Consider the following 19,496-nt stretch of genomic DNA (forward strand, 5'->3'; position numbering starts at 1 on the left):
TCATGGGCCGCTATGTGGGTTCGCGCGTGCTGCAGGCGATCTGGGTGATGTGGGCGGCGTTCACCATCTCCTTCGTCGTGCTGTATCTGCTGCCCGCCGACCCGGTGTCGATGGCCGCCGACGGCGGCGGCCCCGGCAGCGCCGTCGACAAGGCGGCGATCGCGGAACTGCAGGCCCGCTACGGGCTGGACAAGCCCCTGTGGGAGCAGTATGTGACCGCGCTGGGCAACGCGGTGACCGGTGATCTCGGCCGGTCCATCAGCACCGGGCAGCCGGTCACCGACGCCCTGCTCGACGTGCTGCCCGCCACCCTCGGCCTGGCGGCGCTGGCCCTGCTGTTCGCCACCCTCGGCGGCGTGGTGCTGGCCTTCGCCGCCACCTACACCCGTCGTCCGTGGCTGCGCAACACGCTGAGCGCGCTGCCGCCACTGGGTGTTTCGGTGCCGACGTTCTGGACCGGCCTGATCCTGTTGCAGCTGTTCTCCTTCCGGCTGCACTGGTTCCCGGCGTTCGGTGGGACCGGGCTGCGCGGCACCCTGCTGCCCGCGCTGACCCTGGCGCTGCCGATCGGCGCGGTGATCGCCCAGGTCCTCGCGGCCGGCTTGCAGCAGACCTGGCGTCAGCCGTTCACCGAGGTGGCGCTGGCCAAGGGCGCGTCGCGCTGGTGGGTGCAGCGGCGCCACGTCGCCCGGCTCGCCGCCGTCCCCGCGTTCACCATCGCCGGTGTGCTGGTCGGCACCATGCTGGCCGGCTCGGTGGTGGTGGAGTCAGTGTTCGCCCGCGCCGGGGTGGGCAGGCTGACCCAGACCGCCGTGCTCAACCAGGACATCCCGGTGGTGCAGGGCGTGGTGCTGCTCTCGGCGCTGATCTTCGTCGTGGTGAATCTGACGGTCGATCTGCTCTATCCCCTGCTCGATCCGCGCATCACCGGCGCCGGGAGCAAGCGCGCCAAGGCGCGTTCCGGCGCGCTCCCCGACACCAAGGCCGACGTCGCCGCGAAGGCGGCGCACAGTGCCTGACCCCACCGAGACCGAAGGGAACACCCATGGTTGACATCCTCGTGCGCCGTGGCTCGGTCGCCGAGCGGCCCGGCACGGCCGACGACAGCACCGCGTGGACGCGACGGGCCGCCGAGATCGCGCGCTGGGTCCGTGGACATCCGGGCCTGGTGCTCGCCGGCCTGGTGCTCGCCGTCGCGATCGGCTGGGCGGCGGCGCCGTCGGTGTTCGCGCCCGGCGACCCGCTGACCGGCGTGCCCGCCGAGAAGTTCCAGGCGCCCAGCGCGGCGCACTGGTTCGGCACCGACAATCTCGGCCGCGACCTCTACACCAGGATGGTGCACGGCGCCGGGCTCTCGCTCACCGCGACCCTGACCGCCGTCGGCATCGCCCTGGTGGTCGGCGCGCTGCTGGGGCTGTTCTCCGGCGCGGCGGGCGGGATCGTCGACACCGCGATCATGCGGGTCGTCGACGTGCTGCTCTCGATCCCCGCGCTGCTGCTGTCCCTGGCGCTGGTGACCGCGCTGGGCTTCGGCACCCGCAATGTCGCGCTGGCCGTGGGCATCTCGCTCATCGCGAACTTCGCCAGGGTGATGCGCTCGGAGGTGCTGCGGGTGCGGCACGCGCCGTACGTGGAGGCCGCGCACGCGTCCGGGGTGCGCTGGTACGCGGTGCTCGCCAAGCACGTGCTGCCCAATGCGTTCCAGCCGGTGCTGGCGCTGGCGGCGGTGGAGTTCGGCATGGCCGTGCTGGCGGTGTCCTCGCTGAGCTTCCTCGGCTACGGCACCAAACCACCCACCCCCGAATGGGGTTCGCTGATCTCGGAGGGTCGCAACTTCCTCGCCTCGGCGTGGTGGCTGACGACGCTGCCGGGTCTGGTCATCGTCGCGGTCGTGCTCTCGGCACAGCGCCTCGGCCGATACGTCGGAAAGGCGGAGACCCGATGAGCGAGTCGGCGGCCACGCACACGACGCCGGCCGAGGGCACGTCCGCCGCACACACGGAAGCCGTACCGACGCAGGCCGGTCCCCTCCTGCGGGTCGACGAGTTGCGCATCAAGTACCGCGCGAGTTCCGGCCCGGTCGACGCCCTGCGCGGCGCCTCGATCGAGGTCGGCCGCGGCGAGGTGGTGGCGCTGGTCGGGGAATCCGGCTCGGGCAAGTCCACCCTGGCGCACGCGGTGATCGGCCTGCTCGGCGAGTCCGCGCGCTACGTCTCCGGCGGGATCGAATTCGCCGGGGAACAGGTCGACCCGACCGACGAGAAAGCCCTGCGGCGCCTGCGCGGCGCCCGGGTGGGACTGGTGCCCCAGGACCCGGGTCTGTCGCTGAATCCGGTCCTGCGCGTGGGTGATCAGGTGGCCGAGGCACTGCTGGTGCATCGGCTGGCCGATCGGCGCGGCGCCCGGTTGCGGGCCTTGGACCTGCTCACGGAAGTCGGCCTCGACCGCCCCGAGCTGCGCGCCCGGCAGTATCCGCACGAGCTGTCCGGCGGCCAGCGGCAGCGGGTGCTGATCGCCATCGCGCTGGCCTGCGGTCCGGAGCTGATCATCGCCGACGAACCCACCAGCGCGCTGGACGCGACGGTGGCCCGGCAGGTACTGGACCGGCTGGCCGAACGGATCGCCGCCCGCGGCACGGCCGTGCTGCTGATCACCCACGATCTGGCCGTCGCCGCCGAGCGGGCCGACCGGCTGGTGGTGCTCGAGCGCGGCGAGGTGGTCGAATCCGGCCCGGCGGCACAGGTTCTCACCCATCCGCAGCACCCGTACACGCGCCGGTTGCTGGCCGCCTCCCCCGCGCTCGCGCCCGCCGGATTCCGGCCGCCGCGCACCAGGGCCGAGTCGCCGCTGCTGTCGGTGCGGGCCCTGCACAAGCGGTTCCACGCGGCCGATGTCACCGCGGTCGACGATGTCGAGTTCACCCTCGACCGGGGCGAGACACTCGCGCTGGTCGGCGAATCCGGTTCGGGCAAGTCCACCACCGCGCGGATCGCGCTGCGGCTGACCGACCCCGACAGCGGCACGGTGACCTTCGACGGGCACGACCTCACCAGCGCGCGCAGGCGCAGGCTGCGCGCGCTGCGCAGGCGCTTCCAGGTGGTGTACCAGAACCCGTACTCGTCGCTGGATCCACGCTGGCAGGTCGGCGACATCATCGCCGAACCGCTGCACGCCTACGGCGTCGGCGACCGTGCCGCGCGGGCCCGACGGGTGGGCGAACTGCTCGACCAGGTCGCGCTGTCGGGCGAGTTCACCGCGCGCAGGCCCGCCGAACTGTCCGGTGGCCAGCGCCAGCGCGTCGCCATCGCCCGCGCGCTGGCCCTGCGGCCGGACCTGCTGGTGCTCGACGAGCCGGTCTCGGCGCTGGACGCCTCGGTGCAGGCGCAGATCCTCGACCTGCTCGACGGGCTGCAGCGAGAGCTCGCGCTCGGCTATCTGTTCATCTCCCACGATCTGGCCGTTGTCCGGCAGATCAGCGATCGGGTGGCGGTGATGCGGCACGGTCGCATCGTCGAGACGGGCCCGACCGCCACCTTGTTCACCGATCCGCGGCACGACTACACGCGCGAACTGCTCGCCGCGATCCCCACGCCGGGCGTCCGGATCGACCCTCTCGACGGAAAGGACCTCACCCGATGAGCGAGAACGCCCTGTTCCTCGGCATCGAGACCGCGGGCACCGGAACGCATCCCGCGTCCTGGCGACGCGCGGACTCGCGTGCCGAGGACCTGTTCACGGCGGGCTACTGGATCGACGTGGTGACACGCGCCGAACAGCTCGGCGCCGACGCCGTGTTCCTGCCCGACGCGTTCGGCGTGCAGGACGGCGGCACCGCGGTGACCCGCGGCAGGCTCGACGCCGTCGCGATCGCCGCCCGCGTCGCGCCGCGCACCCACCGGATCGGGCTGATCCCGCAGGCGCCGGTCACCCACACCGAACCGTTCCACGTGTCCAAGGCGATCGCCGCGCTCGACTTCGCGAGCCTGGGCCGGGCCGGCTGGGAAGTCGGCGTCTCGACCACCGCCACCGAGGCGAAGGCGTTCGGCCGCAAGCTGGTCCAGGACGCGGCCGACCTGTGGCACGAGGCCGACGACGCGGTCGAGGTGGTGACCCGGCTGTGGGACAGCTGGGAGGACGACGCCGAGATCCGCGACGTCCCCACCGGCCGGTTCATAGACCGGGATCGCCTGCACTACATCGACTTCGCCGGTGACCACTTCTCGGTCAAGGGCCCGTCGATCACCCCGCGCTCGCCCCAGGGTCAGCCCCTGGTCACCGTGCGCGCCGACGAGACCGCGGCCACCGACGTCGCGGTCCGGCGCGCCGACCTGCTCCGGATCAGCGCGCCCGATACGGCGACGGCCGCCGCCCGCCGCGCCGCCCTGCGCGCCGCCGTCGCCAGGGCCGGCCGTGATCCCGACACGGTGCGCGTGCTGCTGGATCTGCCGGTGCACCTGGCCGATTCGGCCGAGCGCGCCCGTGCCGAGGTCGACGAGCTGGACCGATGGTCCGGCACGACCGGCGACCCGTCCGGCCTGCGGCAGGTGGGCACCGCGGCCGAGCTGCGCGACCTGCTCGCCGCGATCGCCGCCGACGACATCGCCGACGGCGTCGTCCTGCGCCCACTGGCGCTGCACGCCGCCCTGACCGCACTCACCCCGATCGGATCCGGCGCCGGTGCGGTCGATCCCGAGGCCACCGCGACAGCTCAGCGCCGCACGCTGCGCGAGCGCCTCGGACTCCCCCGCCCGACCAGCCGCTACGCCGAGAGCACGCAGGGAGCCGCGCTGTGAGCACGAAGCCACGCAAGCAAGTCCACCTCGCCGCGCACTTCCCCGGCGTCAACAACACCACCGTCTGGGCCGATCCGGCGTCGAAGTCGCAGGTCGATTTCGCGTCCTTCGAGCACCTGGCCCGCACCGCCGAACGCGGTCTGTTCGACTTCTTCTTCCTCGCCGAGGGCCTGCGGCTGCGCGAACACCGCGGCCGCATCCACGATCTCGACGTGGTGGGCAGGCCGGACACGCTGACCGTGCTCAACGCGGTCGCCGCGGTCACCGAGAAGCTCGGGCTGGCCGGCACCATCAACAGCACCTACAACGAGCCGTTCGAGCTGGCCAAGCAGTTCGCCTCGCTCGATCACCTCTCCGGCGGACGCGCCGCCTGGAACGTCGTCACCTCCTCCGACGCGTTCACCGGCGAGAACTTCCGGCGCGGCGGCTATCTGGAGCACAGCGACCGCTACCGCCGCGCCGCCGAGGTGGTCGAGGCGACCAAGACGCTGTGGGACAGCTGGCCCGCCGACGCGCTCGTGATCGACCGGGAGCGTGGCGTCTTCGCCGACGACGTGCCCGCCACGGCCGTGCGCAGCAGCCAGTTCGACCTCGAGGCGCCGTTCGTGCTGCCGCGCAGCCCGCAGGGGCATCCGGTGCTGTTGCAGGCGGGCGACTCCGAGGAGGGCCGCGAGTTCGGCGCGAAGGCCGCCGACGCCATCTTCACCGTGCACGGCACCCTCGAGGCCGGGCAGGCGTTCTACGCCGATATCAAGGGCAGACTGGCGAAATACGGCCGCTCCCACGACGAACTGCTGGTCTTCCCGGCGGCGACGTTCGTGCTCGGCGACAGCGAGGCCGAGGCGCACGAGCGGGCCAGGCACATCCGCTACCAGCAGGTGAGCCCGCAGACCGCCCTCGCCTTCCTCGAACAGGTCTGGGGCCGCGACCTTTCCGGCTACGACCCCGACGGCCCGCTGCCCGACCTCGAGCCCGACACGACGACCGAGATCACCCGCGGCCGGGTGCGGCACGCGAAAGATCCACTGGCCGTGGCGAAGGCGTGGCGCGAACGGGCCGAGGCCGGGAACCTGAGCATCCGCGAACTGATCATCGAGGTCACCACGCGGCAGCAGTTCATCGGCACCCCGGTCCAGGTCGCCGAGCAGATCGACCACTACGTGCAGTCCGACGCGGCCGACGGCTTCATCCTCGTCCCGCACCTCACGCCCGCGGGGCTCGACGAATTCGTCGACCGGGTGGTGCCGGAACTGCAGGAACGCGGCAGTTTCCGCACCGAGTACCAGGGCACCACGCTGCGCGACCACCTCGGTCTGCGTCATCCCCATCACCCCACCGTCGCCGAAGGAGCACGCGCGTCATGACGATCACCGTCGATACCACCAGCACCGCAACCACGTTCACCGACGACTGGCACCGCTGGCACGATGCCCGCGAGGACGGCCTGCGCGACCCGCTGGGCTGGCTCAGCCTGGCCGGCCTGCACTGGCTCACCGACAGCCCCGAGCGCATCGACGGCCTGCCCGGCACCTGGTGGGTGACCGACGAGAAGGTGTTCATCACCGCCCAGCCCGCCGACCGGCTCGATGTCGACGGTGAGCGGATCGGCGGCGTGCAGATCCTGGTCCCCGCAGAGGGCGCGCCCGGACTGAGCGTGTTCAACGAGGAGCGGGTCTTCGAAGTGATCCGCCGCTCCGGGCAGTTCGCGGTGCGGGTGCACGACCCGGCCGCGCCGACGCTGGCCGCGTTCACCGGGGTTCCCGCCTACGCCGCCGATCCGCGCTGGGTCGTCACCGGGCGGTTCACCGCGTTCGACACCGCGCGCACCGTCACCACCGGCGCGGTCGTCGACGGGCTCGAGCACCACCACCGTGCCGCGGGCATCGTCGAATTCCGGATCGGCGACACCACCGAGACGCTCGTCGCCTTCGGCACGCCCGGGGATCTGAAGGTGCTGTTCACCGACGCCACCAGCGGCGTCACCACCTACCCGGCGGCGCGGTCGCTGGCGATCGGGGCGGTCGAGGCCGACGGCACCGTGACGCTGGACTTCAACCGGGCGGTCAACCTGCCGTGCGCCTTCACCGACTACGCGACCTGCCCGGTCGCGCCGGCCGAGAACCGGCTGCGGGTGGCGATCGAAGCGGGAGAACAGGATCCGACGCTGTGACCGTTCCGCTATCGATCCTCGACCTCTCGCCGATCAGCGCCGGGTCCTCCGCCGCGCAGGCCGTGCGCAACACCCTCGATCTGGCCCGGCGGGCCGAACAGTGGGGCTACCACCGGTATTGGCTGGCCGAGCACCACTTCGTGTCGGTGGCCAGTTCGTCGTCGCTGACCCTGCTCGGCCTCGTCGCGTCGGCCACCTCGCGCATCCGGGTCGGCACCGGCGCGGTGCAGGTGGGCCACCACACCTCCGCCTCGATCGTCGAGGCGTTCGGCACCGTCGACGCGGTGGCCCCGGGCCGGCTGGACCTGGGGCTGGGCCGGTCCGGGCATCGGCGCAGCCAGTTCGGTGCCGAGGTCTCGACCACCAAGGGCAGCCGGCCGGTGCTCGACGCGCTCGTCGGGCGCACCGAGATCCGCGACGGGGTGGTGGTGCCGCCGCCGTTCGATCCGCGCGGGATCACCGACCGGTCCAAGTTCATCGCCTCGCTCGCGGCGCTGCAGCAGCCGGGTGCGGAGGCGCAGGCCTTTCCCGAGCAGGTCGGCGAGGTGCGCGCGCTGTTGGCAGGCAGCTACGTCGGCGCCAACGATGTTGCGCTGCACGCCGTTCCGGGTGAGGGTGCCGAGGTGGAGCTGTGGTTGTTCGGCAGCACGGCCGGGGAGAGCGCCGAACTGGCGGGTCGCCTCGGGCTGCCGTTCGCCGCGGCCTACCACGTCGCTCCCGGTACCGCGCTGGACGCGGTCGAGGCGTACCGGGCGGCCTTCCGGCCCTCGGCCACCCTCACCGAACCGCACGTGATCGTCTCGGCCGACGTGGTCGTCGCCGCCGACGCGGCCACCGCCCGCCACCACGCGAGCACCTACGGCCACTGGGTGCACAGCATCCGCAGCGGTTCCGGCGCGAGCGAATACCTCGACCCCGACACCGCCGCCCCCCTCACCCCCGACCAGCTCCGCCTCGTCGAGGACCGCCTGGCCGCCCAGATCGTCGGTACCCCCGACACCGTCACCGAACGCCTCCAGGCCCTCGCCACCCTCACCGACGCCACCGAACTCCTGGTCACCACCATCACCCACCACCACCACGACCGCCTGGAGTCCCACCGCCTCCTGGCCGACGCCTGGGGCCTTCGCCCCGCCCGCGCGGCCTGAGTATCGAGGGACGGGACCGCGACCTACCGCGGCCCGTCCCTCGGTGTCTCACGAAATGAGTCGAATCAGTCGAAGATGTCGGCGGTCATGGCGGCGTCGATCGCGCGCTTCAGCCAGGTCTCGAGTTGGTTCATGTCTCGGCAACTCTCGATACGAGCCCGCTGCTCGTCGGAGACAACGAGTCGACGCGCACCGAGAACGGTGAGGATGCTGGCCGCGGTAGCTTCTTCGCGGCCCTGCTCGACGTACTTGCGGGCGATTCGGCCCTGGTATTCGTAGGTCATCGTCATCAATTCCTCCAACCGTCGGCTGGCCGCCTCGGACAACACCTCATCGACCAGGTCATGGTACATCCGCGCGCGTTCGTCGTCGGTCTTCGTCAGGCCGACGAGGAGGGCGGTGAAGACCTCGTCGGAGTGGGGTCCGTTGCCGTGCGCCATGGCCGAGAGGACAGCGCGTTCCGGGGAGGACGCGGCTTCCATGGGGTCGGTCACCAGCGGCACGCGGTCAGGGCCGACGACTAGGGGGCGCAGGGCGAAACCCGGGTGGCCGATATCGATCGGTTCGGCCGCCCAGGCGGCCACGCGGGCCGTGGGGACCACGACCAGAAGCACTACGGGACAGCGCAATCGGGCGCGCAGAGTGGTCAGGTAGACCGGCCAGCTCCATTGCTTGTGTGGCTTCTCCGAGAGCTGGACCTCGACACAGATGCCGAGCACGGCCACACCGTCGGCGTCGTGGAGACTCAGCGCCAGATCGCCGCGGAATTCCTTGGGGCCGATATCGGAGAAGTCGCACTGCTCGGTGGTCGCTCCGGTGTAGCCGGGAACGGGGACATCGCAGACTTCGGCGATGAGGGTGGCGGCCAGGGTGAGATCCGCGCGGACCAACTCCAGGACACCTTCGTGCAGGTAACTGGGCATGCTGGGCACCCTAGGTCGCGAATTCCGTGATGCGCCAACAGCGTTCGGCGAGTCCGGTGTGCCACGCCGTTGCTGTCCGAATTATCCGGAGTCTTATCGGCTCAGGCACAAACGTGTCCGCCGCCCGCACGCGCCGACACGATCGCCGGATTCCACCGCCGCCCCGAATCAGATCTATACGTAGGCGTACAACAGGGGTACGCTCTCTCCATACGCATCCGTACGGAGAGAGGGTTCTCATGCGAGTTCCGGCTGTGGCGCACACGGGGCGGGGGTGGCGCATTCACGAGATCGCCCCGGATTTCGAGGTCGAGGATGTGTGGCGGTTTCGGACGCCGGGTGGGCGGGCCGGGGATTTTCCGGCGTTGCTCGCGGCGTTGCAGGCGGCGCGGGCATCCGAGTCGTCCGGCGTCACCGGGGTGTTGTTCGCGATCCGCTGGAAGCTGGGCGAGGTGTTCGGGTGGGATCGGGAGTCGGCCGGAACGGGCAGGCGGGTGGCGTCGCTGCGGGATCGACTACCCGCCGACCTGCGGGACACGCCGGTGCCCGAGGACACGGACAGCCCGCTCACCAGCGTGTATGTCCTCGACGACGAATACGCCGCCGAGATCGCCAACGGCACCATGCACGGGGTGATGCACCTGGGGTGGGTGCCCGACGACGACGGGCCCGGCTACCACCTGCAGATGGCGGTGCTGGTGAAACCGAACGGATGGTTCGGACGCGCCTACATGGCCTTCATCAAGCCGTTCCGGTACCTGATCGTCTATCCGGCGATGACCAGGAACTGGGAGCGGGTGTGGACCGAGCTGACGCTCACGCGCTGAGCGGGGCCGCCGTCACGCCGTAGCCGAGGTTGGTGAGGACCTCGCTGGTCGCCTTCGCGAAGTTCAGGGTGATGAAGTGCAGGCAGGGGGCGCCCTCGTCGATCAGGCGCTGGGCCATCTCGGTGGCGATCTGGATGCCCTCGGCGCGCACGGCCGCCTTGTCCTCCTCCGGGCCGGTGCCCGCGGCGCGGGTCAGCCGGGCCAGCACCGACGGCTCGAGCGGACGGCCGCACAGCTCCTCGGCACGCTGCACGGTGCGCAGCGAGGTGATCGGCATCAGCTCGGGGATGATCGGCTTGGCGCCCTCGACCGGGTCCATCGCCACCACCCGGTCGCGCAGCCGCAGGTAGTGCTCGACGTCGAAGAACATCTGGGTGATCGAATACTCCGCGCCCGCACGCAGTTTCGCGGTCAGCTGCCGGGTGTCGTGGTCGAGGTCGGGCGAGCGGTGGTGCCCCTGCGGGAACGAGGCGACACCGACGTGGAAATCGCCCAGGTCGCGCACGATGCGCACCAGTTCCTCGGCGTACTCGACGCCCTCGGGATGCTTGCGCCACTCGCCGAGCGGATCGCCCGGCGGGTCGCCGCGCAGGACGAGCAGGTTACGGATGCCGGAGTCGGCGTAGGAGCCGACCAGCGCGCGCAGCTCGTCGATGCTGTGCCCGACGGCGGTGAGGTGGGCGACGGGGAGCAGCGTGGTCTCGGTGGCCAGCTCACCGGTGATCCGCACGGTGCGGTCCTTGGTGGAGCCGCCGGCGCCGTAGGTCATCGACACATAGGCCGGGTGCATGCACTCGAACTCGCGGACCGCGCGCCACAGCCGGGCCTCGCCCGCCGCGTCGCGGGGCGGGTTGAACTCCACCGAGAAGGGCACGCCGCTGCCCGAGTGGGCACGCAGGCTCTGCACCACCGAGGGGGTGTTCGAGACGATCGACTGCTTCCGGGCGGGTCGATCAGGGGTCGAACGTCCCCGTCCATCGTCGAATGTCACCGGTTCAGTGTAGTGGTGCGCCCCGACGCCGCGGCGCCGACCGGGAATCGACGGCCACGGCCACCCGAAATCGGGCACGGACCAGCCGCTCGACCGTCAAGTCCGCTGAACGCGGCCTACGGACCGCGCAGACGCCGCCGAAACGCCGGGTGTGGGGTCGGTCGCAGCGGCCCTGTGCGCCGACGACACCCCCGCGCCACCCGCGTATTCTGCGACAGAACCCCGGTGATCGCGCCGCCGCGTGCGATCGGCGTCCATCCGCTCGCCCACTCCCGCACCTGGAGGCCACCCTGTCCGCCGGAATCGGTACCCCGCTGTCCCGGTCCGTCGCCGACACCTCGGAGACGGTCGATCTCGCCACGCTCACGCCGGGCACGCCCGCGTTCGTCGCCGCGGTCGAGCAGGTGCTTGCCGATTTCTTCGCCTCGCGGCGCGAGATCGTCGAGCCGCTCGGGCCGGTCTTCGTCGACGCCGCCCTGGCGCTGGAACAGTTCGTCATCCGGGGCGGTAAGCGCACCCGGCCCGGCTTCGCCTGGACCGGGTGGCTCGGGGCCGGCGGCGATCCGGCCGGACCGGACGCGGCCGCGGTGCTCACCGCCTGCGCGGCGCTGGAACTGGTGCAGGCGTGCGCACTGGTGCACGACGACATCATCGATTCCTCGCAGACCCGGCGCGGCTACCCGACCGTGCACATCGAGTTCGAGGACCGGCATCGCGCGGCGGGCTGGCCCGGCGACGGCGCCGAGTACGGCCGGGCCGTCGCCATCCTGATCGGCGATCTCGCCCTGGCCTGGGCCGACGACCTGGTGCACGAGGCCGGGCTCGCCCCCGCGGCGCTGGCCAGGTTCGCCCCGGTCTGGGCGCGGATGCGCACCGAGGTGCTGGGCGGGCAGCTGCTCGACATCAACGGCGAGGCGGGCGGCGACGAATCGGTGGAGGCCGCGCTGCGGATCAACCGGTACAAGACCGCCGCGTACACCATCGAGCGCCCGCTGCACCTGGGCGCCGCGCTGGCCGGGGCCGACGACGCCCTGGTGGCGGCGCTGCGCACCTACGGCACCGACGTCGGCATCGCCTTCCAGCTGCGCGACGACCTGCTCGGCGTGTTCGGCGACCCCGCCGTCACCGGCAAGCCGTCCGGCGACGACCTGCGCGAGGGCAAGCGCACCGTGCTCATCGCGGAGGCGCTGCGGCGCGCGGAGCCGGAGCCCGCGGCCCTGATCCGCACCGGACTCGGCACCGATCTCGACGACGCGGCGGTCGACCGGCTGCGCGCGCTGCTCACCGAGCTCGGCGCGGTCGACGAGGTCGAGCGCCGGATCACCGAGCTCACCGACACCGGCCTGCGCGCGGTGGCCACGAGCAGCGCCACCGCGCAGGCCAAGCGGTTACTGCACGACATGGCGCTGGCCGCCACCCGCCGCACCGCCTGAGCCCGCGATGAGAAGCGTTGTGGGACAGACGAATCATGTCGTCGTGGTCGGCGCGGGGCTGGCCGGGCTGGCCGCCGCGCTGCATCTGCGCGGCGCGGGCCGCGAGGTGACCGTGCTCGAACGGGCCGATCATCCGGGCGGCCGGGTCGGGCGCTACCGGTTCGGCGACTACGAGATCGACAACGGGGCCACCGTGCTCACGCTGCCGGAGCTGATCGACGAGGCGCTGGCCGCGGTCGGGCAGACGCGGGAAGACGTGGGCCTGCGCATCCACCGCCTCGCGCCCGCCTATCACGCGCGCTACGCCGACGGCACCGACATCCGCGTCTTCGACGACGCCGAGGAGATGGCCGCCGAGGTAGCCCGCGCCTGCGGACCGGCCGAGGCCCGCAATTACCGGCGGCTGCGCGCCTGGCTGGGGCGGATCTACGACGCCGAATACGACGAGTTCATGGACGCGAACTTCGATTCGCCGCTGGACCTGGTCCGCAGCGCGTCCGCGCGGGCCGGGCTGACCAGGCTCGCCCGCCTCGGCGGCTTCGGCAAGCTGGGGCCGCGGGTGCGGTCCTATCTGCGGGACGAGCGGCTGGCCCGGCTGTTCACCTTCCAGGCGCTCTACGCGGGCACGGTGCCGGACAAGGCGCTGGCGCTCTACGGCGCGATCCCCAACATGGATACCTGCCTCGGCGTCTACTTCCCCGAGGGCGGCATGCGCGCGATCACCAGCGCGCTCGCCGACGCGTTCACCGCGGCGGGCGGCAACCTCGTGCTCGGGGCCGAGGTCGTCGGCGTCGACTACACGACCGGCGCCGGGTCGTCACCCGAACGGTCTCCAGACTCGAGCACCGGGCGTACCCGGTCGCCCGCAGGCCGCCGCGCATCGGCGGTGCGCACCGCCGATGGGCGCGGATTCGCCTGTGACGCCGTCGTCCTGACCGCCGATCTCGGGTCGCTGCCCCGATTCGGTCTGCGGTACCGGCGCGGGTTGCGGGCGTCGCCGTCGGCCGTGGTCGCGCACGGCACCGTGCCCGCCGAGGTCGCCGCGCGGTGGCCGGTGCAGGCGCACCACACGATCGATTTCGGCGCCGCCTGGGCGACGACCTTCACCGAGATCTCCGCGCGCCGCGGCCGCGGCCGGGTGATGAGCGACCCGTCGCTGCTGCTGACCAGGCCCGCGCTCACCGATCCCGGGCTCTACGTCGACCGGGCCGACGGCAGGCACGAACCGTTCTCGCTGCTCGCGCCGTGCCCCAATCTGGACGCCGCGCCGCTGGACTGGGATCGCCTCGCCCCCGCCTACCTGCGCGAGCTGCTGGCGGAGCTGGAGCGGCGCGGCTACACCGGCGTCGCCGAGCATTTCCGGATCGACCACGTCGACACCCCGGTCACCTGGGCGGCGCAGGGCATGATCGCGGGCACACCGTTCTCGGTGGCCCACCTGTTCCGCCAGACCGGTCCGTTCCGGCCGCGCAACCTGCCAAGGGGCGTGGACAACGTCGTTCTCGCAGGTTGCGGCACCACTCCGGGGGTGGGTGTACCCACCACGTTGCTGTCGGGCAAGCTGGCCGCGGTACGAATCACCGGCAGCCGGACGCGCAACGCCACCGACCACCGGGCTAGTGTTCCAAGGTGAAGCCGTAAACTGACGGCCGACTTATCAGCTCGCGGTTGCGACCGCCGACCATCCGGGGGGACCGACCGAACATGCCGCCCCCTGAGACGACCGTAGGCCCCATGGACACCACGCGCACCCTCGAGCCGCAGCGCCACCTGCCCACCGGGACCGATCCCGGCGTCCGGTCCCGGCTACGGACCGCGGGCGACTTCGTCCGCAGTCCCGAAGGTCACGCGGCCGTCATGGGCTTCTTCGGCGCGGTGATGATCACCTTCGGCGGGTTCGGCGCGGGCGCGGTGCGCAAGCGCGACCCGCTGCTCGAGGCGCTGCACCTGTCCTGGCTGCGGTTCGGCCACGGCTACGCGCTCTCGACGATCGTCATCTGGCTCGGTGTGCTGATGATGATCACGGCGTGGGTTCGGCTGGGCCGCAACACCCTCGGCAAGGACGGCGCGCAGGTCACGCTGAACGAGCTGCGGGCCATCGTCGGCATCTGGATCACGCCGCTGCTGTTCGCGGCGCCGATGTTCAGCCGCGACGCCTACTCCTATCTCGCCCAGGGCGCGCTGTTGCGCGACGGTTTCGACCCCTACCAGGTGGGTCCCGTCGCCAATCCCGGTGTGCTGCTGGACAACGTGAGCCCGGTCTGGACCACCACGACCGCGCCGTACGGCCCGATGTTCCTGCTCATCGGCCGCGTGCTCACCATGATCACCGGCGACAACGTCATCGCGGGCACCATCGCGCTGCGGATCGTCATGCTGCCCGGCCTGGCGCTGATGATGTGGGCGGTGCCGTACCTGACCAAGCACCTGGGCGGCAAGCCCACCGTGGCGCTGTGGCTGGCGGTGCTCAACCCGCTCGTACTGGTGCACCTGATCGGTGGCGTGCACAACGAGATGCTGATGGTCGGGCTGATGTGCGCGGGCATCGCGCTGGTGCTCGAGCGCCACCATGTGGCCGGCATCGTCGTGGTCGCCATCGGCGTCGCGATCAAGGCCACCGCGGGCGTCGCGCTGCCGTTCCTGGTGTGGATCTGGATCCTGCACGAGAAGGAACGCCGCGCCGCCGAACGGGGCGCCACCGATCCGGAAGTGTCCGAGGACCAGAAGCATCCCGACGCGGCCCGTCCGTCGGCGGACATGCCGCATCCGCTGTTCGTCTTCGCCAAGATCGCCGGTATCGGCGTCGGCGTGTTCGCGCTGGTGTTCGGCGCCGCCTCGGCGATCGCGGGGGTCGGGTTCGGCTGGGTCACCGCGCTGCAGGGCTCGAACAAGATCATCAACTGGCTGTCGCTGCCGACGATCCTGGCGCACATGGTCACCTGGGTGACCCCGCTGCGGCTGGACTCGGTGCTCAGCGTGACCAGGGAACTGTGCAAGTTCGCCCTGGTGGCCCTGCTGGTCGCCATCTGGTGGCGGTTCCGGCACTCCGAGCGCGAGGCCGTGCTCGGCATCGTCATCGCGTTCGTCGCGATCGTGCTGCTCTCCCCCGCCGCGCTGCCCTGGTACTACTCGTGGCCGCTGGCGCTGGCCGCCGGTTTCGCGCTGTCGACGGTGACGCTGCAGTGGCTGGTCGGGTTGTGCACCTGGCTGATGCTGGTGTTCCAGCCGGACGGGTCGATCGGGCTGTACAACTTCTGGCACGTCGCGCTGGCCACCTTCGCCGCCGTCGTCGCCGCGCTGTCGCTGCGCCACGTCGACCCGTTGCACCTGCGCTCGGCCAGTTCCCGCCGGGCCATCAGGGAACCGGCGCCCACCGTCCGGGCATGAGTCGTCAGCGTCCGGGTGCGCCCGCCGACCCGGCGGCGCGTCCCATCCGCTCGGCCGGCGAGAACGCGCCGACCACCGGACCCGACGCCACCGTGGACTCGCTCGACGCGGCGTACGCGAGCTGCCGCCGCGTCGCCGCCGAGCACGGTCGCACGTACTACCTGGCGACCACCCTGCTCACCCCACCGCGACGACGAGCGGTGCACGCGCTCTACGCCTTCGCCCGCATGGTGGACGACATCGTCGACCACGCCGACGACCCGGCCCGCGTGCTCGACCCGCGCGACGGCGCGTTCGTCGCGGCGGCGGACGGCCCCGCCGCGATCAGCCCGGCCCAGCACCTCGACCTGGTGGAGAAGCAGCTCCGCCTCGCCCTCGAACACGGCGACATCGACAGCGGCGACCCGCGCCGCCGCCAGATCCTCACCGCCGCCGCCGACACCATCGCCCGCTACGACATCGCGCACACCCACTTCTGGACGTTCCTCGACGCCATGCGCATGGACGTGCCCGGCACCGCGGGCCACCGCACCCGCTACGCCACCATGACCGAGTTGCGCGAGTACATGCGCGGTTCCGCGGCCGCCATCGGTCTGCAACTGCTGCCGGTGCTCGGCACGGTCGTCCCGGTCGCCGACGCGGAACCGGCCGCCGCCGCGCTGGGCGAGGCGTTCCAGCTCACCAACTTCCTGCGCGATGTCGCCGAGGACCTCGACCGCGACCGGATCTATCTGCCGACCGAGGAATTGGCCGCGTTCGGTGTCGACGAAGCCCATCTGCGCGCGTGCCGCGCCCGAGGGCGCGTCGATCAGCCGCTGCGCCGGGCGCTGGCGCATCTGATCGCCGTCAATCGCGATATCTACCGCCGTGCCGAACCCGGTATCGAGCTGCTCAAGCCTCGGGTCCGGCCGGCGATCCACACCGCCGCCGCGCTCTACGCCGAGATCCTCGACCGCATCGAAGCAGCGGAGTACCAGGTCTTCGAGCGGCGGGCGACGGTACCCAATCACCGTCGAATCCTGGTCGCCGCCAAGGGATTCGCCACCGCCGTACCCCTACCTGACCGGGGCGCACGGTAGCGCGCACGCGACCGCACGACCCGGCATCGCGTCGTCAGCGAGCAGCTGGGTGCGCCGGATCGTGTCGGCCCCTGGGCCGTTCGCCGAGGCGACCGCCAGGAGACCGCGATAGCGGCGGCTCAGCCCGCGATCTCGGGACGCTCGGCGAGGCCGAGCCGCAGGTGCTCACTGTGATAGACGGCCTCGTCGAGCAACTGGGCGACGTGCTGGTCGTAGAGGCTGTACACGATGCTTCGCCCGGCGCGGGTACCGGTGACCAGGCCCAGGTTGCGCAGCAGCCGCAGCTGATGCGAGACGGCGGACTGCTCCATCCCCACCGCCTCGGCGAGCTCGGTGACCGGGCGCGGGCCCTGGCGTAGCTCGGACAGAATCAACAGTCTGCTCGGGGTGGCCAGCGCCTGCAGGGTGGTCGCGACGTGCGCGGCGGCCGCGGCGTCCAGCCTGGTCACCGGCCGATCGCTTTCCACACCGTGTCCCATGGCGTGGAGTTTAGCGGACCCTATCACATGAATATCTCTTCATATGATCTGTTATTCTCGGGTCCCCTGTTGCCCCGCCTCGGAGGTGCCCCCGTGGTCTCGTCCACCGCCTCACCGCCCCGTCCCGCCATCACCGCCGCGCGCGGATCGACCGCGCGGACCGGGCTGTTCGCGATTCCCGAGATGCGCTGGGCGGCCGCGGCGATCGCGCTGTTCGCGCTCGGCCTGACCGCGAAGCTGACCGGCGGACCGGACTGGCTGTGGTGGGCGCTGCTGCTGGCCTGCTACCTCGTCGGCGGCTGGGAACCGGGACTCGAGGGCCTGAAAGCGTTGCGGGACAAGACCCTCGACGTCGACCTGCTCATGGTGGCGGCCGCGCTCGGGGCGGCGGCGATCGGCCAGGTCGTGGACGGCGCGCTGCTCATCGTCATCTTCGCCACCTCGGGCGCGCTCGAAGCGCTGGCGACGACCCGCACCGAGGACTCGGTCCGCGGGTTGCTGACCCTCGCCCCCGAGACCGCGACCCAGCTCACCGACGACGGCGAACAGACCGTCGCCGCCGCCGATCTCGCGGTCGGTGACGTGATCCTGGTCCGCCCGGGCGACCGGATCGCCGCCGACGGACGGGTCGTCGACGGGGCGAGCGAGGTCGACCAGGCCACCATCACCGGCGAACCGTTGCCGATCGACAAGGCCACCGGCGACGAGGTGTTCGCCGGGACGCTCAACGGCACCGGCGCGCTGCGGGTCCGGGTCGAGCGCCGGGCCGCGGACTCGGTAGTCGCCCGGATCGCGGCACTGGTCGAGGAGGCGGGCCGCACCAAGGCCAGGACCCAGCTGTTCATCGAGAAGATCGAGCAGCGCTATTCGATCGGCATGGTCGTCGCCACCCTCGCCGTGTTCACCGTTCCGCTGATCCTCGGTGCGGCGCTGCGGGATTCGCTGCTGCGCGCCATGACCTTCATGATCGTGGCCTCGCCGTGCGCGGTGGTCCTGGCCACCATGCCGCCGCTGCTGGCCGCCATCGCCACCGCGGGCCGCCACGGTGTGCTGGTGAAGTCGGCGGTGGTGATGGAGCAGCTCGGCGCGACGACCGTCGTCGCCTTCGACAAGACCGGCACCCTCACCCGCGGCACCCCGGAGCTGGTGGCGATCCAGCCGCTGCCGGGCAGCGCGGTCACCGAGGAGCAGGTCCTGCGCCTGGCCGCCGCGGTCGAGCACCCGAGCGAACATCCGCTGGCCGCGGCGATCGTGCGCGCCGCCAGGCAGCGCGGGCTGGTCTTCCCGGCCGTCCGCGACTTCACCGCCTACCCCGGCCGCGGCGTGTCCGGGCTGGTCGACGGCAGCCTCGTGCGCGTGAGCTCACCGACCGTGCTCGCCGACGGCGATCCCCGCGCCGCGGCGACACCCGCCGGCCACGATGCGGTCCACGAGACGGCAGATTCCGACAACGGGGTTGCCCACGGGGACAACGACACCGAGGCGTGGGGATCCCCTGCCATCGCCGCGCAGGGGTCAGGAGACACCGGATCCGCAGGGGACCCGACCGGAGCGCAGCACGCGTCCACCGTCGGGCCGCCACCGGCGACCGTCGCGGACATCGTCGCGATGATGCGGGCCCGTGGCCACACGGCGGTGCTCGTGCTGCGCGACGACGAACCGGTCGCGGTGCTCGCCTTCACCGATCAGATCCGCCCCGAGGCGGCGGACGCGGTCGCCGCGCTCGCCGCGTCCACCGGCAGCGCGCCGGTACTGTTGACCGGCGATCATCACGCCACCGCGGATCGGCTCGCACGCAGACTCGGCATCGACGAGGTGCGAGCCGGGTTGCTGCCGCACGACAAGGTGGCTGCGGTGCGCGAGCTGGCCGCCGACGGGTCCCGGGTGACGATGGTGGGTGACGGGATCAACGACGCGCCCGCCCTGGCCGCCGCGCACGTGGGGATCGCGATGGGCGGTGTCGGCTCGGACCTGACGGTGCAGACCGCCGACGCCATCGTCGTCCGCGACGAACTGACCACCATCCCCACCGTGATCGCGCTGTCGCGGCGCGCACGCCGGGTGGTGCTGGCCAACCTGGCCATCGCGGCAGGCTTCCTCGGCGTCCTGGTCCTGTGGGACCTGATCTGGCACCTGCCGCTGCCGCTCGGCGTCCTCGGACACGAGGGTTCGACCGTCATCGTCGGCCTCAACGGCCTGCGGCTGCTGCGCTCGTCCGCCTGGCGCCGGGCACACGAGCACGCGACCGGGCGCCGCTAGGACCGCG

Annotated in this window: 16 protein-coding genes; 13 read left to right on the top strand and 3 right to left on the bottom strand. The window is 71.9% G+C overall.

Features of this window, described 5'->3' with window-relative positions:
- The first annotated feature begins 2 nt into the window (after positions 1 to 2).
- The 7 genes from AB0L91_RS32350 to AB0L91_RS32380 are packed head-to-tail and all read left to right on the top strand — an operon-like array spanning position 3 to position 8,111.
- Entirely contained in the window at positions 3 to 1,019 is a 1,017-nt protein-coding gene (locus tag AB0L91_RS32350) for an ABC transporter permease (RefSeq protein WP_365016405.1), read from the top strand.
- Positions 1,020 to 1,045: 26 nt separating this feature from the next.
- Positions 1,046 to 1,945: an ABC transporter permease gene (locus tag AB0L91_RS32355; protein ID WP_365016407.1), complete on the top strand. Its 900-nt coding sequence runs from the start codon at positions 1,046 to 1,048 to the stop codon at positions 1,943 to 1,945.
- Positions 1,942 to 3,639: an ABC transporter ATP-binding protein gene (locus AB0L91_RS32360; RefSeq protein ID WP_365016409.1), complete on the top strand. Its 1,698-nt coding sequence runs from the start codon at positions 1,942 to 1,944 to the stop codon at positions 3,637 to 3,639. Before AB0L91_RS32355 ends, AB0L91_RS32360 begins: the two co-directional genes overlap by 4 nt.
- Positions 3,636 to 4,793 carry an LLM class flavin-dependent oxidoreductase gene (locus tag AB0L91_RS32365; protein ID WP_365016411.1) on the top strand — a complete coding sequence of 386 codons (1,158 nt, stop codon included), beginning with the start codon at positions 3,636 to 3,638 and terminating at the stop codon, positions 4,791 to 4,793. Before AB0L91_RS32360 ends, AB0L91_RS32365 begins: the two co-directional genes overlap by 4 nt.
- On the top strand, positions 4,790 to 6,157 hold the full coding sequence (locus AB0L91_RS32370; RefSeq protein ID WP_365016413.1) for an NtaA/DmoA family FMN-dependent monooxygenase: 1,368 nt from the start codon (positions 4,790 to 4,792) through the stop codon (positions 6,155 to 6,157). The genes AB0L91_RS32365 and AB0L91_RS32370 overlap by 4 nt, the downstream gene beginning before the upstream one ends.
- Positions 6,154 to 6,963, top strand: a complete 810-nt coding sequence (locus AB0L91_RS32375; RefSeq protein WP_365016415.1) for a DUF1684 domain-containing protein — start codon at positions 6,154 to 6,156, stop codon at positions 6,961 to 6,963. Before AB0L91_RS32370 ends, AB0L91_RS32375 begins: the two co-directional genes overlap by 4 nt.
- Positions 6,960 to 8,111, top strand: a complete 1,152-nt coding sequence (locus AB0L91_RS32380; RefSeq protein WP_365016417.1) for an LLM class flavin-dependent oxidoreductase — start codon at positions 6,960 to 6,962, stop codon at positions 8,109 to 8,111. Before AB0L91_RS32375 ends, AB0L91_RS32380 begins: the two co-directional genes overlap by 4 nt.
- 65 nt (positions 8,112 to 8,176) lie before the next feature.
- Here the strand turns inward: AB0L91_RS32380 and AB0L91_RS32385 are convergent, their stop codons facing one another.
- Positions 8,177 to 9,034, bottom strand: coding sequence for a hypothetical protein (locus AB0L91_RS32385; protein ID WP_365016419.1), 858 nt, complete (start codon positions 9,032 to 9,034; stop codon positions 8,177 to 8,179).
- Between the two features lie 239 nt (positions 9,035 to 9,273).
- Here AB0L91_RS32385 and AB0L91_RS32390 point away from each other — a divergent pair, with 239 nt between their 5' ends.
- Positions 9,274 to 9,861, top strand: a complete 588-nt coding sequence (locus tag AB0L91_RS32390) for a DUF2867 domain-containing protein (protein ID WP_365016421.1) — start codon at positions 9,274 to 9,276, stop codon at positions 9,859 to 9,861.
- Here AB0L91_RS32390 and AB0L91_RS32395 read toward each other — a convergent pair.
- Positions 9,851 to 10,771, bottom strand: a complete 921-nt coding sequence (locus tag AB0L91_RS32395) for a methylenetetrahydrofolate reductase (protein WP_365016466.1) — start codon at positions 10,769 to 10,771, stop codon at positions 9,851 to 9,853. The genes AB0L91_RS32390 and AB0L91_RS32395 overlap by 11 nt on opposite strands.
- 485 nt (positions 10,772 to 11,256) lie before the next feature.
- On the opposite strand from AB0L91_RS32395, the gene AB0L91_RS32400 reads away from it, so the two are divergent.
- From AB0L91_RS32400 to AB0L91_RS32415, 4 genes are all read left to right on the top strand, one after another.
- Positions 11,257 to 12,285 (top strand): polyprenyl synthetase family protein, encoded by a 1,029-nt coding sequence (locus tag AB0L91_RS32400; protein WP_355280188.1) that lies wholly within the window; start codon positions 11,257 to 11,259, stop codon positions 12,283 to 12,285.
- A 7-nt stretch (positions 12,286 to 12,292) separates the two neighbouring features.
- The gene (gene crtI / locus AB0L91_RS32405; protein ID WP_365016422.1) at positions 12,293 to 13,918 is read left to right on the top strand and encodes a phytoene desaturase family protein; all 1,626 of its coding nucleotides are present in this window, start codon (positions 12,293 to 12,295) and stop codon (positions 13,916 to 13,918) included.
- A gap of 101 nt (positions 13,919 to 14,019) precedes the next feature.
- A complete protein-coding gene (locus AB0L91_RS32410; RefSeq protein ID WP_365016423.1) occupies positions 14,020 to 15,672 on the top strand; it encodes an alpha-(1->6)-mannopyranosyltransferase A in 1,653 nt (550 codons plus the stop codon).
- The gene (locus AB0L91_RS32415) at positions 15,669 to 16,751 is read left to right on the top strand and encodes a phytoene/squalene synthase family protein (protein WP_365016425.1); all 1,083 of its coding nucleotides are present in this window, start codon (positions 15,669 to 15,671) and stop codon (positions 16,749 to 16,751) included. Before AB0L91_RS32410 ends, AB0L91_RS32415 begins: the two co-directional genes overlap by 4 nt.
- A 119-nt stretch (positions 16,752 to 16,870) precedes the next feature.
- Here the strand turns inward: AB0L91_RS32415 and AB0L91_RS32420 are convergent, their stop codons facing one another.
- Positions 16,871 to 17,230, bottom strand: a complete 360-nt coding sequence (locus AB0L91_RS32420) for a metalloregulator ArsR/SmtB family transcription factor (protein ID WP_355280132.1) — start codon at positions 17,228 to 17,230, stop codon at positions 16,871 to 16,873.
- Positions 17,231 to 17,359: 129 nt separating this feature from the next.
- On the opposite strand from AB0L91_RS32420, the gene AB0L91_RS32425 reads away from it, so the two are divergent.
- The gene (locus AB0L91_RS32425) at positions 17,360 to 19,489 is read left to right on the top strand and encodes a heavy metal translocating P-type ATPase (protein WP_365016469.1); all 2,130 of its coding nucleotides are present in this window, start codon (positions 17,360 to 17,362) and stop codon (positions 19,487 to 19,489) included.
- The last annotated feature ends 7 nt before the right edge of the window (positions 19,490 to 19,496 follow it).

The sequence above is a fragment of the Nocardia sp. NPDC051833 genome, assembly GCF_040681225.1.
Taxonomy (GTDB): Bacteria; Actinomycetota; Actinomycetes; order Mycobacteriales; family Mycobacteriaceae; genus Nocardia.

Bases quoted from the DNA above. Each gene is read 5' to 3' on its own strand.
- AB0L91_RS32350 (WP_365016405.1), top strand. From the start codon at position 3: ATGGGCCGCTATGTGGGTTCGCGCGTGCTGCAGGCGATCTGGGTGATG.
- AB0L91_RS32355 (WP_365016407.1), top strand. From the start codon at position 1,046: ATGGTTGACATCCTCGTGCGCCGTGGCTCGGTCGCCGAGCGGCCCGGC.
- AB0L91_RS32360 (WP_365016409.1), top strand. From the start codon at position 1,942: ATGAGCGAGTCGGCGGCCACGCACACGACGCCGGCCGAGGGCACGTCC.
- AB0L91_RS32365 (WP_365016411.1), top strand. From the start codon at position 3,636: ATGAGCGAGAACGCCCTGTTCCTCGGCATCGAGACCGCGGGCACCGGA.
- AB0L91_RS32375 (WP_365016415.1), top strand. From the start codon at position 6,154: ATGACGATCACCGTCGATACCACCAGCACCGCAACCACGTTCACCGAC.
- AB0L91_RS32385 (WP_365016419.1), bottom strand. From the start codon at position 9,034: ATGCCCAGTTACCTGCACGAAGGTGTCCTGGAGTTGGTCCGCGCGGAT.
- AB0L91_RS32390 (WP_365016421.1), top strand. From the start codon at position 9,274: ATGCGAGTTCCGGCTGTGGCGCACACGGGGCGGGGGTGGCGCATTCAC.
- crtI (WP_365016422.1), top strand. From the start codon at position 12,293: ATGAGAAGCGTTGTGGGACAGACGAATCATGTCGTCGTGGTCGGCGCG.
- AB0L91_RS32410 (WP_365016423.1), top strand. From the start codon at position 14,020: ATGGACACCACGCGCACCCTCGAGCCGCAGCGCCACCTGCCCACCGGG.
- AB0L91_RS32415 (WP_365016425.1), top strand. From the start codon at position 15,669: ATGAGTCGTCAGCGTCCGGGTGCGCCCGCCGACCCGGCGGCGCGTCCC.
- AB0L91_RS32420 (WP_355280132.1), bottom strand. From the start codon at position 17,230: ATGGGACACGGTGTGGAAAGCGATCGGCCGGTGACCAGGCTGGACGCC.